The sequence below is a fragment of the Cellulosimicrobium sp. Marseille-Q8652 genome (assembly GCF_965112045.1).
In genome coordinates, this window is sequence record NZ_CBCOPS010000001.1 from 210,683 (window position 1) to 222,731 (window position 12,049).

General features: G+C 76.2%; 11 protein-coding genes. 4 read left to right on the forward strand and 7 right to left on the reverse strand.

The window, feature by feature from the left end:
• Window positions 1-116: 116 nt before the first annotated feature.
• Both ACWPWV_RS00925 and eda read right to left on the reverse strand, forming a co-directional pair.
• On the reverse strand, window positions 117-1,262 hold the full coding sequence (locus ACWPWV_RS00925; protein ID WP_454041128.1) for a PfkB family carbohydrate kinase: 1,146 nt from the start codon (window positions 1,260-1,262) through the stop codon (window positions 117-119).
• Between the two features lie 2 nt (window positions 1,263-1,264).
• The gene (gene eda, locus ACWPWV_RS00930) at window positions 1,265-1,927 is read right to left on the reverse strand and encodes a bifunctional 4-hydroxy-2-oxoglutarate aldolase/2-dehydro-3-deoxy-phosphogluconate aldolase (RefSeq protein WP_454041129.1); all 663 of its coding nucleotides are present in this window, start codon (window positions 1,925-1,927) and stop codon (window positions 1,265-1,267) included.
• A gap of 70 nt (window positions 1,928-1,997) precedes the next feature.
• On the opposite strand from eda, the gene ACWPWV_RS00935 reads away from it, so the two are divergent.
• Complete coding sequence (locus ACWPWV_RS00935; RefSeq protein WP_454041130.1) at window positions 1,998-2,876, forward strand: IclR family transcriptional regulator; 879 nt, start codon at window positions 1,998-2,000, stop codon at window positions 2,874-2,876.
• Window positions 2,877-2,921: 45 nt separating this feature from the next.
• Window positions 2,922-3,305 (forward strand): universal stress protein, encoded by a 384-nt coding sequence (locus ACWPWV_RS00940; protein WP_454041131.1) that lies wholly within the window; start codon window positions 2,922-2,924, stop codon window positions 3,303-3,305.
• Window positions 3,306-3,321: 16 nt separating this feature from the next.
• On the opposite strand, the gene ACWPWV_RS00945 is transcribed toward ACWPWV_RS00940, so the two are convergent.
• Together ACWPWV_RS00945 and ACWPWV_RS00950 are read right to left on the reverse strand one after the other, a co-directional pair.
• Entirely contained in the window at window positions 3,322-4,329 is a 1,008-nt protein-coding gene (locus tag ACWPWV_RS00945) for a VOC family protein (RefSeq protein ID WP_454041132.1), read from the reverse strand.
• Between the two features lie 158 nt (window positions 4,330-4,487).
• The gene (locus ACWPWV_RS00950) at window positions 4,488-5,372 is read right to left on the reverse strand and encodes an SDR family oxidoreductase (RefSeq protein ID WP_454041133.1); all 885 of its coding nucleotides are present in this window, start codon (window positions 5,370-5,372) and stop codon (window positions 4,488-4,490) included.
• Window positions 5,373-5,543: 171 nt separating this feature from the next.
• Here ACWPWV_RS00950 and ACWPWV_RS00955 point away from each other — a divergent pair, with 171 nt between their 5' ends.
• Together ACWPWV_RS00955 and ACWPWV_RS00960 are read left to right on the forward strand one after the other, a co-directional pair.
• On the forward strand, window positions 5,544-5,954 hold the full coding sequence (locus ACWPWV_RS00955) for a winged helix-turn-helix transcriptional regulator (protein ID WP_454041134.1): 411 nt from the start codon (window positions 5,544-5,546) through the stop codon (window positions 5,952-5,954).
• A complete protein-coding gene (locus tag ACWPWV_RS00960; protein ID WP_454041135.1) occupies window positions 5,951-6,637 on the forward strand; it encodes a nucleotidyltransferase family protein in 687 nt (228 codons plus the stop codon). Before ACWPWV_RS00955 ends, ACWPWV_RS00960 begins: the two co-directional genes overlap by 4 nt.
• 275 nt (window positions 6,638-6,912) lie before the next feature.
• Here the strand turns inward: ACWPWV_RS00960 and ACWPWV_RS00965 are convergent, their stop codons facing one another.
• From ACWPWV_RS00965 to ACWPWV_RS00975, 3 genes are read right to left on the reverse strand one after another with little or no spacing between them, the layout of a single operon-like run.
• Window positions 6,913-9,870: a molybdopterin-dependent oxidoreductase gene (locus ACWPWV_RS00965; RefSeq protein ID WP_454041136.1), complete on the reverse strand. Its 2,958-nt coding sequence runs from the start codon at window positions 9,868-9,870 to the stop codon at window positions 6,913-6,915.
• Window positions 9,867-10,811 (reverse strand): FAD binding domain-containing protein, encoded by a 945-nt coding sequence (locus ACWPWV_RS00970; RefSeq protein ID WP_454041137.1) that lies wholly within the window; start codon window positions 10,809-10,811, stop codon window positions 9,867-9,869. Before ACWPWV_RS00970 ends, ACWPWV_RS00965 begins: the two co-directional genes overlap by 4 nt.
• Window positions 10,811-12,031, reverse strand: coding sequence for an XdhC family protein (locus ACWPWV_RS00975; protein WP_454041138.1), 1,221 nt, complete (start codon window positions 12,029-12,031; stop codon window positions 10,811-10,813). The genes ACWPWV_RS00970 and ACWPWV_RS00975 overlap by 1 nt, the downstream gene beginning before the upstream one ends.
• Between the last annotated feature and the right edge of the window lie 18 nt (window positions 12,032-12,049).

Consider the following 12,049-nt stretch of genomic DNA (forward strand, 5'->3'; position numbering starts at 1 on the left):
CGTACCTCCGAGCCTCGACAGCCCGTCCACAGTAGACCGGGGCGTTCCCGTCGGCAGCCCGAGCGCGTCGGGCCGGCCCGGGACGACGCCCGGACCGGCCCGACGGGGTCCCGAGGTCAGCGCTGGACCCGCGCGCTCCCCCCGGAGGCGAGCTTGCGCACCTCGGCGAGCGACGCCGTCGACGTGTCGCCCGGGGTGGTCATCGCGAGCGCGCCGTGCGCGGCGCCGTACTCGACGGCCTCCGCGATCGACCCGAGCTCCATGAGCCCGTACGCGAGGCCCGACGCGAACGAGTCGCCGCCGCCGACGCGGTCGAGGATCTCGAGACCCGGCCGGTGCGTCGCCTCGGCGAAGCCCTGCACGCGCGACCACGCGATGGCGCCCCAGTCGTTGACGGTCGCCGTCTTCACGCCGCGCAGCGTCGTCGCGATGACCTGGAAGTTCGGGTACTCCTCCGCGGCCCGCCCGATCATCGCGCGGAACGCGCCCGTGTCCAGGTCGGTGAGGTTCTCGTCCACGCCCTCGACCTCGAAGCCGAGGCTCGCCGTGAAGTCCTCCTCGTTCCCGATCATCACGTCGACGTAGCGCGCCAGGCGACGGTTGACCTCCTGCGCACGCTCGACGCCGCCGATCCCCTGCCACAGCGACGGGCGGTAGTTGAGGTCGTACGACACGATCGTGCCGTGCCGGCGCGCGGCGGCCATCGCGGCCTCGGCGACGTCGGCGCTCGACTCCGACAGCGCGGCGAAGATCCCGCCGGTGTGGAACCAGCGCACGCCGCGGCCGAACAGCGCGTCCCAGTCGACGTCGTCGGGACGGAGCTGGGCGATCGCGGTGTTGCCGCGGTCGGAGACGCCGACGGCGCCGCGCACGCCGAACCCGCGCTCCGTGAAGTTCAGGCCGTTGCGCACGGTGCGGCCGATGCCGTCGTAGGACCGCCACACGACGTGGCTCGTGTCGAGGCCGCCCGTGAGCATGAGGTCCTCGACGAGGCGGCCGACCTCGTTGTCCGCGAGCGCCGTGACGACTGCGCCGCGCAGGCCGAAGCAGCGGCGCAGGCCCCGTGCGACGTTGTACTCGCCGCCGCCCTCCCAGGCGTCGAAGCTGCGCGCGGTCTTGATGCGGCGCTCGCCCGGGTCGAGGCGCAGCATGACCTCGCCGAGCGCGACGACGTCGTACGCGCTCTCGGCGGCGGGGCGGACGGCGAGCGGCGCGGTGGCGCCGGAGGTCCCGGGGGTGGTCCCGGTGGGGGTGGTGCTCACGGTCAGGCTCCTTCGGTGACGGTGGTGAGCGACGCGGCGAGCTCGACGGCCTCGCGCGTGCGCCGGGTGATCTCCGTCCAGTCGCCCGCGCGGACGAGCGACCGGTCGACCATCCACGACCCGCCGGCGGCCAGCACCGACGGCAGGGACAGGTAGTCGAGGAGGTTGGCGGCGCTCACGCCGCCCGTGGGGACGAACCGCACGCCGGGGAACGGCGCCGAGAACGCCTTGACGGCCGCGGGGCCGCCGACGACGTTCGCCGGGAACAGCTTCACGGCCCGCAGGCCGAGGTCCAGCGCGGCGATGATGTCCGACGGCGTCGCGACCCCCGGGAGGATCGGCACGCCGAGCTCCTGGGCCCGGCGCACGACGTCGGCCGACAGGCCCGGCGACACGAGGAAGCGCGCGCCGGCCTGGACGGCCTCGTCCACCTGGGCGGCCGTGACGACCGTGCCGGCGCCGACGAGGACCTCGGGCACCTCGCGCGCGATCGCCTCGATCGCCGACGCGGCGCCGGCGGTGCGGAACGTGACCTCGGCGACCGGCAGGCCGCCGTCGCGCAGGGCGGCGGCGACGCCCAGGCCGTCGCGCGCGTCGTCGACCACGACGACGGGGACGACGCGCGCCCGCTCGATCTGCTCCAGGACGCTGGTGTCGGCTGACATCCTCACTCCGTTTCGCTATGGTGAACGTCTGTTGTTCACTGCGGAACGCACTCTAGAGGAAGGCACCACGATGACGGAAGCCGGGCCCGCGCCCTCGGGCACTGCCGGGAGCGGGTCGGCCGCTCCGGCGACGAGCCCGCTCGGCAGCGTGGACAAGGCGCTCGCCGCGCTCGAGGCGCTGGCCGCCGCCGGGCCCGGCGGCCTCGCCCTGGGCGCGCTCGCCCACGACCTCGGCCTCCACAAGGCGTCGCTGCACCGCACCCTCGCGGCGCTGCGCCACCGCGGCTACGCCGAGCAGGACGACGCGACGGGCAGGTACCGGCTCGGCCCCGCCGCGACCGCGCTCGCGACCGTCTACCTGGGCGAGGAGAACCTGCCCGCCCTCCTGCACGCCGCGCTCGTCGCCGTGTGCCAGGCCACGGACGAGCTCGTGCACCTGGGGACGCTCGCCGGGACGGAGATCGTCTACCTCGACAAGGTCGAGCCGGCGCGCGCGGTGCGGGTGTGGTCCGCCGTCGGGCGCCGCCGCCCCGCGGCGACGACCGCGCTGGGCCGCGCGCTGCTCGCCCACCGCGTGCTCGACGACGACCGTCTCGCCTGGTACGCGGCCGCGGCGCCCGACGGCCAGGTGACGACCGCGGACCTGCGCGCGATCTGCGAGCGCACGCGCGAGCACGGGTTCGCGCGCGAGGACGAGGAGAACGAGCGCGGGATCAGCTGCGTCGCGGTCCCCGTGCTCGACGCGGGCCGCCCGGTCGCGGCGATCAGCGTCACCGCGCCGTCCGAGCGGCTCGGGGCGCGGCGGCGGCGCGAGCTCGAGGAGGTCCTCACCCGGGTGCTCCCGCCGCTGCTCCCGCCGCCCCTCGCCCTCCCGGAGGCGCCGCGAGGAGCCGCGAGCCGGTCGGAGCAGCGGTCCGCGCACCGGACGGCGACGACGCCCGGCGTGTGAGAGAGTTCAACCGCAGTCCGACCGACAGCACGGAAAGGCCCGGCGATGACCGTCCTCGTGGCGTACAACGACTCCCCGCAGGGCGAGGCCGCCCTGCGCGCCGCGATCGCCGAGGCCGAGCGCCGCAGCGCACCGCTGGCCGTCCTCGTGCTCACGCCGCAGGACCCCGACGCCGGGGTCCCCGCCGCGCTCGCGCACCACCTCGACACGCTCCCCGCCGGGATCGAGCGGCCGGAGGTGACCTACCGGCCGCAGCACGTCGAGCCGGCCGACGCGATCGTCGAGGAGGCCGAGCGCACGCACCCCGAGCTCGTGGTCATCGGCGCCCGCAAGCGCTCACCGGTCGGCAAGTTCCTCCTGGGCAGCACCACGCAGCGCGTCCTCCTCGACTCCCCCTCCCCCGTGCTGGTGATCAAGGCCCAGCACTGACGGCACCGCCCGCGGCTCAGGCGGCGACCCGCACCTCGAGGCGGTTGCGCCACGGGTCCTCGAACCGCAGCACCGCGCCGTCGTCCTGCGTGGCGACCGCCGCCCGCGCGAGCCGCGCGCGCAGCGCGCCGACGTCGTCCGTGCCGGGCACCGTGATCGACACCGCGCCGAGCCCGAGCGTCGACGCCCGCGGCCCCGCGCCCCGGCTGTTCCACGTGTTCATCGCCATGTGGTGGTGGTACCCGCCCGCGGAGACGAACAGCGCTCCCGGGACGTTCGCGGTCTCCTCGAGACCGAGGGCGTCGACGTAGAACGACCGGGCCGTCGGCACGTCGCCCACCTGCAGGTGGACGTGCCCGACCGTCGCGCCGCCCGCTGCGCCCGGCCCTCCGGACGACCGCTCGGCCACGTCCGCGCGGGGCCCCGACAGCAGCTCGCGCGAGGCGTCGGTGAGGTGGTCGGCGAGGAACGCGTTCGGGTCGAGGTGGATGGTGTCCATCCGCACCCCGTCCTCGTCCCATCCCCACGTCTCGCGCGGGCGGTCGGCGTACAGCTCGACACCGTTGCCCTCGGGGTCCGTGAAGTAGAACGCCTGGGACACCAGGTGGTCCGCGCTGCCCACGAAGGTGCTCGGCGCGGTCGTCGCGACCGACGCGAGCGCGTGCGCGAGGCCGGGCTCGTCGTCGAACAGGACGGCCGTGTGGAACAGCCCGGCCTCGCGGCGGCCCGGCACCGGGAGGTCGGGCGTGCGGTGCAGCACGACGAGGGGCGTCGTCCCGCGGCCGAGCACGACCGTCTCCGCGAGCCGGGTGCCGGCAGGCAGGGCCAGGGTCTCGGGCGTGGGCAGCACCGCGAGGGACAGCGCGTCGCGGTAGTAGCGCGTCATGAGGTCGAGGTCGCGCACGTGGAGCGTGACCGCGTCCATGCGCGTGTCGGCGGCGAGCAGGTCGCCGGCGGGACGCGCCGCCGTACCCGGCCGCGCGAGCCGCTGGATCGAGGGTGAGGGGTCGGCCTGTCGGGTCATGGGTTCCTCCCGTGCGTCGGTGCCGCGGACGCGGGCTCCGTTAGTTGTACCTTCAACTAGTTAACCATGCCGGGAGGCCGCGTGGGGACGAGACCGGCGGGAGGACCGGCGCCACCCCGGTCGGCGGCGACGTCCGCGCCGACCGGGTCGCGACGGCGTCAGGATGCGTCGGTCGCCCGCACGGCCGCGCGCAGCCCGTCGACGAGCGGGGTCGTCGGCCGGCCCAGGAGGCGTGCGAGGTCGCCCGTGGCGTCGCCGAGCAGGCCGTCGCGGATGTTGCCGTCCAGCGCGACGACGAAGCCCGCGGTGCCCTCGTCCAGCCCGGCGCCCGTGAGGATCTCGAGGTGCTGCTCCGGGGTGACGGCCCGGAGCGCGACCGGACGGCCGAGGACCTCGGCGGCGGCCGTCGCCAGGTCGTCGAACGTCCACGCGACGTCGCCGGCCAGCTCGAGGACGGCGCCGTCGTGCGCGCCGTCGTGCCGTGCGGCGAGCGCGACGACCGCCGCGGCCTCCGCGTAGTCGGCGCGGCTCGCGCTCGCGACGCGACCGTCGCCCGCGCTCGTGAGGATCACGCCCGTCTCCCGCGCCCGCAGCACGTCGGGGACGTAGTTCTCGGTGTACCAGTTGTTGCGCAGGACCGTCGTCGACAGGCCCGACGCCGCGAGGAGCTCCTCGGTCGCCCTGTGCTCGGGCGCGAGCACGAGCGCGGACGTCGTGGCGTGCGGCGCGCTCGTGTAGACGACTCGCGACACCCCTGCCGCGCGGGCGGCGTCGACGACGTTGCCGTGCTGCTCGACGCGACGCCCGACCTCGGAGCCGGACACGAGCACGAGCACCTCGACCCCGTCCAGGGCCGCGCCGAGCGTCTCCGGGCGACCGTAGTCGGCCTCGCGCACGACGACGCCGCGCCCCGCGAGGTCGGCGACCGCACCCGCGGTGCGGGCGAGCGCGACGAGGTCGGCCGCGTCCGCGCCGCGGGCGAGCAGCGACTCGACGACGAGGCGGCCGAGGTGGCCGCTGGCTCCGGTGACGGCGATGGTCATGAGGACTCCTTCGAGAGCAGGACGTGTGGTGCGGCCGCCCGACGGCGGTCCGCGGCAGCACCTCGCGGCGCCACTCGTCGAGCATGCGCTTACTTTTCGACAGTGCCAACCATGAGACTGTGCGACGTATCTCACAGCGCGGGGACGCCCGCGCCGCCCTATCCTGGCGAGGTGGCCACCGAACTCAGCACGCAGGACACCGGCCCGACCGACGAGATGGTCGCCGACGTCTTCCAGCGCGGCTGCACGTCCCGGCACGTCCTGGAGTCGGTGACCGGGCGCTGGGGCGTCCTCACGGTCGCCGGCCTGCGCGACGGCGCCGTGCGCTTCAACGCGCTGCGACGCCGGGTCGACGGCGTGAGCGAGAAGATGCTCGCCCAGACTTTGCAGGGGCTCGAGCGCGACGGCATCGTCGTGCGCGAGGTCCGCGCGACCATCCCGCCGCACGTGGAGTACTCCCTCACGGAGCTCGGCGCCCGCGTCGCCGACAGCCTCTCCGCGCTCATCGACGTGCTCGAGGACGCCGTCGGCGAGGTGACGGCGGCCCAGCGCGCCTACGACGCCCGCCGCGACGGCGCGTGACCCCCGCCGTCCCGGACCCGCCGCCCGACCGGCCGACCGTCGGCCTGCTCCTCGCGGCCGGCGCCGGGACGCGGCTCGGGCGCGGACCGAAGGCGCTGCTCCCCCACCGCGGGCGCCCGCTCGTCGAGCACGTCGTCGACGTGCTCGTCGGCGGCGGCTGCGACGTCGTCGTGGTCGTCCTCGGCGCCGGTGCGTGCACCGTCCTCACCGGCGCCGGCCTCGACCGCCCCGACGTCCGCGTCGTCGTCAACGAGGACTGGGCGTCCGGCATGGCGTCGTCCCTGCGCCGGGGCGTCGCCGCGGCACTGTCGGAGCGCGCCGCGCGGGTCGTCGTCGCGCACGTGGACCAGCCCGGCGTCGTGCCCGACGACGTCGCACGCCTCCTCGCCGCCCACCGCCCCGGCCGCGTGGCCGCCTCCCGCTGGACGGGCGCCGTCGGGCACGCCGCCGCGGCGGCCGCTCCCGGCGGCGGCGACGTGCGCGTCACGGTCGCCGAGGCGCCCCGCTGGGCGCACCCCCTCGTGCTGGACGCACCGCTCGCCGCCCCTGCCGCCGCGAGCGCCCACGGCGACCACGGCGCCCGCGACTTCCTGCGCGCGCACGCGCACCTGGTCGACGTCGTCGACCACCCGGGCGACGGCCGCGACGTCGACACCGAGGCCGACCTCGACCTCCTCACCTGACCGGACCGACGGCGCGACGAGGCGACGAGGCGACGAGGCGACGAGGCAACGAGGCGACGAGGCATGCCCGGGAGCGACGGTGCCTGCCCATCGGTCAGGTGAGACGACGGGAGAGGGTGGGGAGGGAGGGGCGGCGGCGGGTCGTGGCGGGTCTGGCGGGAGGCCGCGAGGAACGAGCGGCCGGATGGTAGACCCGCCGCCGCCCCTCCCTCCCCACCCGGACCAGCCCCGGACCAGACCCGGACCAGCCCCGGACCAGCCCCGGACCAGCACCGTCAGACCCCGACGCCCGCCGCCTTCATCCCGAGGTACACCCGGTCCCGCAGGAGCGGCAGCTCCGTGAACCGCACACCGGTCGCGGCGCGGATCGCGTTGGCGAGCGCGGGCGCGACGGGGTTGAACGGGCTCTCGCTCATCGACTTCGCCCCCAGCGGCCCGGTCGTGTCGCTCGTCCTGGCGAAGTACACCTCGCTGCGCGGCACGTCGGCGAACGTCGGGAGGTGGTACTGGCGGAAGATGTCGGTCGTCACGCGACCGCTCTCGTCGACGTCGACGTGCTCGTGGAGCGCTGCGCCGAGCGCCTGGGCGATGCCGCCCTCGACCTGCCCGCGGCACTGGCGCGGGTTGACGACCGCGCCCGCGTCGGCGGCCTGGACGCTCTGCAGGATGCGGATCTCGCCCGTCCCCCGGTGCACCGCGACACGGAACCCGTGCACGTTGAACGCGACGGAGCGTGGCGTGCCGCCCCAGCGGCCCTCGGCGACCAGCTCGATCCCCGCCTCCGCGGCGGACCGCGCCACGTCGGCGAGCGGGACGACCGTCCCCGCGCACTCGACGCCGCCGGGCACGAGCCGGCAGTCGCCCGCCGCCGCACCCGCCATCCCGGCGGCGGTCTTGAGCACGGTCTCGGCGAGGTCCTGGGCGGCGGCGAGGGACGCCTTGCCGGCGACGACCGTGCCCGTGGACCCGAACGCGCCCGTGTCGTGCTCGACGAGGTCGGTGTCCGACTGACGCACGACCACGGCCGACGCCTCCTGGCCGAGGGCGGTCGCGACGAGCTGCGCGTGCACGGTCGTCGTGCCGTTGCCGAACTCGGCGGTCCCCACCTCGGCCTCGACGACGCCGTCGGCGCGCAGCCGCACGCGCGCGTGGGAGTAGTGGCCGCGCGGCGGGACGGTGTCGATCATCGACAGGGCCGCGCCCTCGCCGACGCCCCACGCGTCGTCGAGCTCGCGGTCGTCGCGCTCGCGCCCGCGTCGCAGCGCGTCGTCGACGAGCTCGAGGCACTGGTCCAGGCCGTAGCTGCCGTGGTGCACGTCCTCCTCGGGCGTGGGGTGCGTGGACAGCATGGGCTCGCCCTCGAGGACGACGTTGCGTCGCCGCATCTCGAGCGGGTCGAGCCCGAGCTGCTGCGCGAGCTCGTCGACGGCGGACTCCACCGCGAAGACCATCTGCGACAGCCCGTAGCCGCGGAACGCGCCCGCGGGGACGGTGTTCGTGTAGACGCAGTGGGCGTCGACCTTCTTGTTCTCGCACCGGTACACCGCGAGCGACTCGCCGCACCCGTGGAACATCACGCCCGGGCCGTGGTTGCCGTACGCACCGGTGTTGGTGAGCACGTCGAGGTGCAGCGCGGTGAGCGTGCCGTCGCGGCGCGCGCCCGCGCGCACGCGGATGCGGAACGGGTGGCGCGTCGTCGTGCCGACGAACTGCTCGCTGCGCGTGAGCTCGAGCTGCACGGGTCGCCCGAGGCGCAGCGCCGCCAGGGCGGCCACGTCCTCGGTGAGGACCTCCTGCTTGCCGCCGAACCCGCCGCCGACCCGCTCGCAGTAGACCCGCACCCGCTCGGGGTCGAGGTCGAGGACGCGCGCGAGGTGGCGGCGGGCGAGGAACGGGACCTGGGTGGAGGACCGCACGACGAGCCGGCCGTCGTCGTCGAGCGCGGCGATCGCGCAGTGCGTCTCGAGCGCGGCGTGCTGGACGCGCTGGGTGCGGTAGGTGGCCTCGTGCACGACGTCGGCCTCGGCGAGACCGCGCTCGACGTCGCCGAGCTCGCTGTGCACCTCGGCGACGACGTTCGCCTCGGGGCGGGACACGCGCGCCCGGGTCGCGTCGAGGTCCGGGTGGACGAGCGGCGCGCCGGGTGTCATCGCCTCCTCGGGGTCGACGACGGCGGGCAGGGCCTCGTAGGTCACCCGCACGCGGCGCACACCCTCCTCGGCGGCGGCCACGGTCTCCGCGACGACCGCGGCGACGCGCTGCCCCACGAACCGCACGACGTCGTCGAGGATCCTCGTGTCGTCGGGGTCGTCGGTGAACAGCTCGTGCTGCGCGGTCGAGAACCGCGTCGTCGGCGCGTCCTCGTGCGTGAGCACGGCGACGACGCCCGGGACCGCGAGCGCCTCGCTCGTGTCGACGGCGAGGACGCGCGCGTGCGCGTGCGGCGAGCGCACGAGCTTCAGGTGGAGCAGACCGGGGTAGGCGTCGGGGTCCACGTCGAGCGTGTACCGCACGGACCCGGTGACGACGCCCCGGCCTGCGGGCGCCGGCACGTCCGCCCCGAACGCCGGGGTGGCACCGCGGTCCGCCGAGGGAGCGCCCCTGTCGGCCGGGGCAGCAGCCCGGTCCGGTCGCCCGTCGTCGTGCGCAGGATCGCACGGGGCGGCGCCGGCGGGGTGCTCGGTCCCGCACGCGTCGCCCCCGAGCACGGCGTCGGCGATCGCCCGGTACCCGGTGCAGCGGCACAGGTTGCCCTTGAGGTTGCGCGGCAGGTCCTCGCGCTGGTGGTCGTCGAACGTCGCGGCGGTCATGATCATGCCCGCGGTGCAGAACCCGCACTGGAAGCCCTGGGCGTCGAGGAACTGCTGCTGCACCGGGTGCAGCTCCCCCGCAGGGGCGCCGCTCGCCGCGGCGAGGCCCGCGATGGTCGTCACGTCGCGTCCGGCGGCGCGCCGCGCGGGGTAGACGCACGAGTGGACGGGGACGCCGTCGACGTGCACGGTGCATGCGCCGCAGTCCCCGCCGTCGCACCCCTTCTTCACGCCCAGCGCGCCCTGCTCGCGCAGGAACGTGCGCAGGCACTGCCCCGCTCGCGGCTCGGTGGTGACCGCACGCCCGTCCACGACGACGGGCCGGGCGCGGTCGGTCCGGGCGTGGTCGGTCCGGGCGACGCGGGTCGACGTGGCGACCGGGGTCGTGGCCGGCGCCGTGGTCGGCGTGGTCGGGTCGCTCATCGAGGTCCTCCGTCCGTGCCGGCACCGTCGAGGGGCGCGTCGAGCTCGGCGCGGACCTCCTCGGCGAGCCGGTAGGTCATGTCGCGGCGCCACGCGGGGTGGCCGTGGATGTCGTCGTGCCAGATGCGCCCGCCGCCCGTCGGTCCGTCGGCACCGTCGGCCGCAGCACCCACCGCGGCGTCGAGCGCGGCGGTCAGGTCCGCGGCCGAGGGGTGGGCACCGGCCGCGAAGCGCAGCTGCACGGGCCGCCGGGTCGAGGCGGTCACGGTGATCACGAGCTGGCCCGCGTCGTCGGGCCCGGCGCTCCCCGCCCCGCCCGCCGACGGCGGGTCGACGCGCCCGATCACCAGCACGCCCGAGCGCCCGAGGTTCGACAGCGACAGGCGCCGGAACGCCGTGCGCGAGCGCAGCGCGCGGTCCGGGACCCGGATCGACCGGAGCAGCTCGCCCGGGGCGAGCGTGTTCCGCATGTCGCCCGTGACGAGCTCGGCGACGGGCTGCGTCCGACGCGCACCGCCGGGACCCCACACCTCGGCGACCCCGTCGAGCGCGGCGGTGAGCGACGTCATCGGCCCGGCGGGCAGCGACGTGCAGACGTTGCCGCCCACGGTCGACGTGCTCCAGATCTTGAACGACGCGACGAACGCGTCGCAGCACGGCCTGAACAGGTCGAGCGCGCTCCACCGGCCGCGCACCGGAGCGGCGGCCTGCGAGTCCTCGAACGCGTACAGCTCCGCGACCGTGCACGTCGCGGCGATCTCGAGACCGTCGTCGGTCACGGTGAGCGACGGCCAGCCCGCGGACGTGACGTCGAGCAGGCGCCGCAGGCTCTGGCTGCCGTAGGAGAACAGGACGGTCCCGCCGGCGAGCCAGGCGTCGCCCTCGCGCCACTCGCCGGGGTCGACGGTCGGGACGAGGTCGGTGACGGTGCTCAGGTCCATCAGGAGGCCTCCTCGGGCGAGGTCGGTGCTGGTCCGTGCGGTGGGTCTGCGGGGGTCGGGCCGCCGTGCGGCGGAGCCGCGTGCAGCGGTCCGCGGCTCTGGCTCAGCGGCACGACGCCTGCGCGGCCGTGCCGCGCCGCGACGATCTCGGCCGTGACCGAGACGGCGACCTCGTCCGGCGTGACGGCGCCGAGGTCGAGGCCGATGGGCGAGCGCAGCCGGGACAGCGCCGCGTCGCCGACGCCCTCGGCCCGCAGCGCGCGCACGCGCTGGTCGTGCGAGCGGCGCGAGCCCATCGCGCCGACGTAGGCGAGCGGCAGGTCGAGCGCGAGGCGCAGGAGCGGCACGTCGAACTTCGCGTCGTGCGTGAGCACCGCGACGCCGGTCCGGGTGTCCAGGCGTCCCGCGGCGGACTCGGTCGCGAGGTACCGGTCGGGCCACTCGACGACGACCTCGTCCGCCTCCGGGAACCGGCGCGGGTCGGCGAACACCTCGCGCGCGTCGACGAGCGTGACGCGGTAGCCGAGGAGGCGCACGCCGCGCACGAGCGCCGCGGCGAAGTCGTTCGCGCCGAACACGAGGAAGCGCGGCGCCGGGAGGCGGGTCTCGACGAGCAGCGTCACGGGCTCGGCGGCGTCGTCGCACGGGCGGTCGGTCGGCCCGGCGTGCGCGGCACGCACGGTCGCCGTCCCGCCCGCGCGCAGCACGGTGGCGACCTGTGCCGCGGCGGCGTCCACCGCGCCAGGACCGACGAGCCGGTGCAGCGCGGCGGCGATCGCCGGCGCGTCCGGGGTCGTCCCGCCGAGCAGGACGGCCGTGCGGCGGTCACCGTCGATCCGCCGCACGAGGGCCGCGGGGCCGGCGTCGGCCGCGAGCGCCCCGAGCGTCCGCGCGGCGTCGTCGCCCGGGAAGACCGGCTGCACGTGGACGTCGAGCGTGCCGCCGCAGCTGAGCCCGACGGCGAACGCGTCGGCGTCGCTGTAGCCGAACGTCTCGCGGTGGCACGTGCCGGCGGCGATCGCGTCGAGCGCGGCGGCGTGCACGGCGGCCTCGACGCAGCCACCCGAGAGGCTGCCCACGACGGCACCGTCGGCACGCACGGCCATCGCCGTGCCGACGGGGCGCGGCACGGAGCCGGACGCCGCGACGACGGTCGCGACGGCGAACGGCAGCTGCCCCGGGCCGAGCCACGGGGAGAGCCGGTCGACGATGGTGAGCATCGTGGTCTCGCTTCCGCC

Excerpts from the sequence above, each read along its gene's own strand:
- ACWPWV_RS00970 (WP_454041137.1), bottom strand. The coding sequence starts at position 10,811 with ATGGACCTGAGCACCGTCACCGACCTCGTCCCGACCGTCGACCCCGGC.
- ACWPWV_RS00965 (WP_454041136.1), bottom strand. The coding sequence starts at position 9,870 with ATGAGCGACCCGACCACGCCGACCACGGCGCCGGCCACGACCCCGGTC.
- ACWPWV_RS00945 (WP_454041132.1), bottom strand. The coding sequence starts at position 4,329 with ATGACCCGACAGGCCGACCCCTCACCCTCGATCCAGCGGCTCGCGCGG.
- eda (WP_454041129.1), bottom strand. The coding sequence starts at position 1,927 with ATGTCAGCCGACACCAGCGTCCTGGAGCAGATCGAGCGGGCGCGCGTC.
- ACWPWV_RS00950 (WP_454041133.1), bottom strand. The coding sequence starts at position 5,372 with ATGACCATCGCCGTCACCGGAGCCAGCGGCCACCTCGGCCGCCTCGTC.
- ACWPWV_RS00940 (WP_454041131.1), top strand. The coding sequence starts at position 2,922 with ATGACCGTCCTCGTGGCGTACAACGACTCCCCGCAGGGCGAGGCCGCC.
- ACWPWV_RS00975 (WP_454041138.1), bottom strand. The coding sequence starts at position 12,031 with ATGCTCACCATCGTCGACCGGCTCTCCCCGTGGCTCGGCCCGGGGCAG.
- ACWPWV_RS00935 (WP_454041130.1), top strand. The coding sequence starts at position 1,998 with ATGACGGAAGCCGGGCCCGCGCCCTCGGGCACTGCCGGGAGCGGGTCG.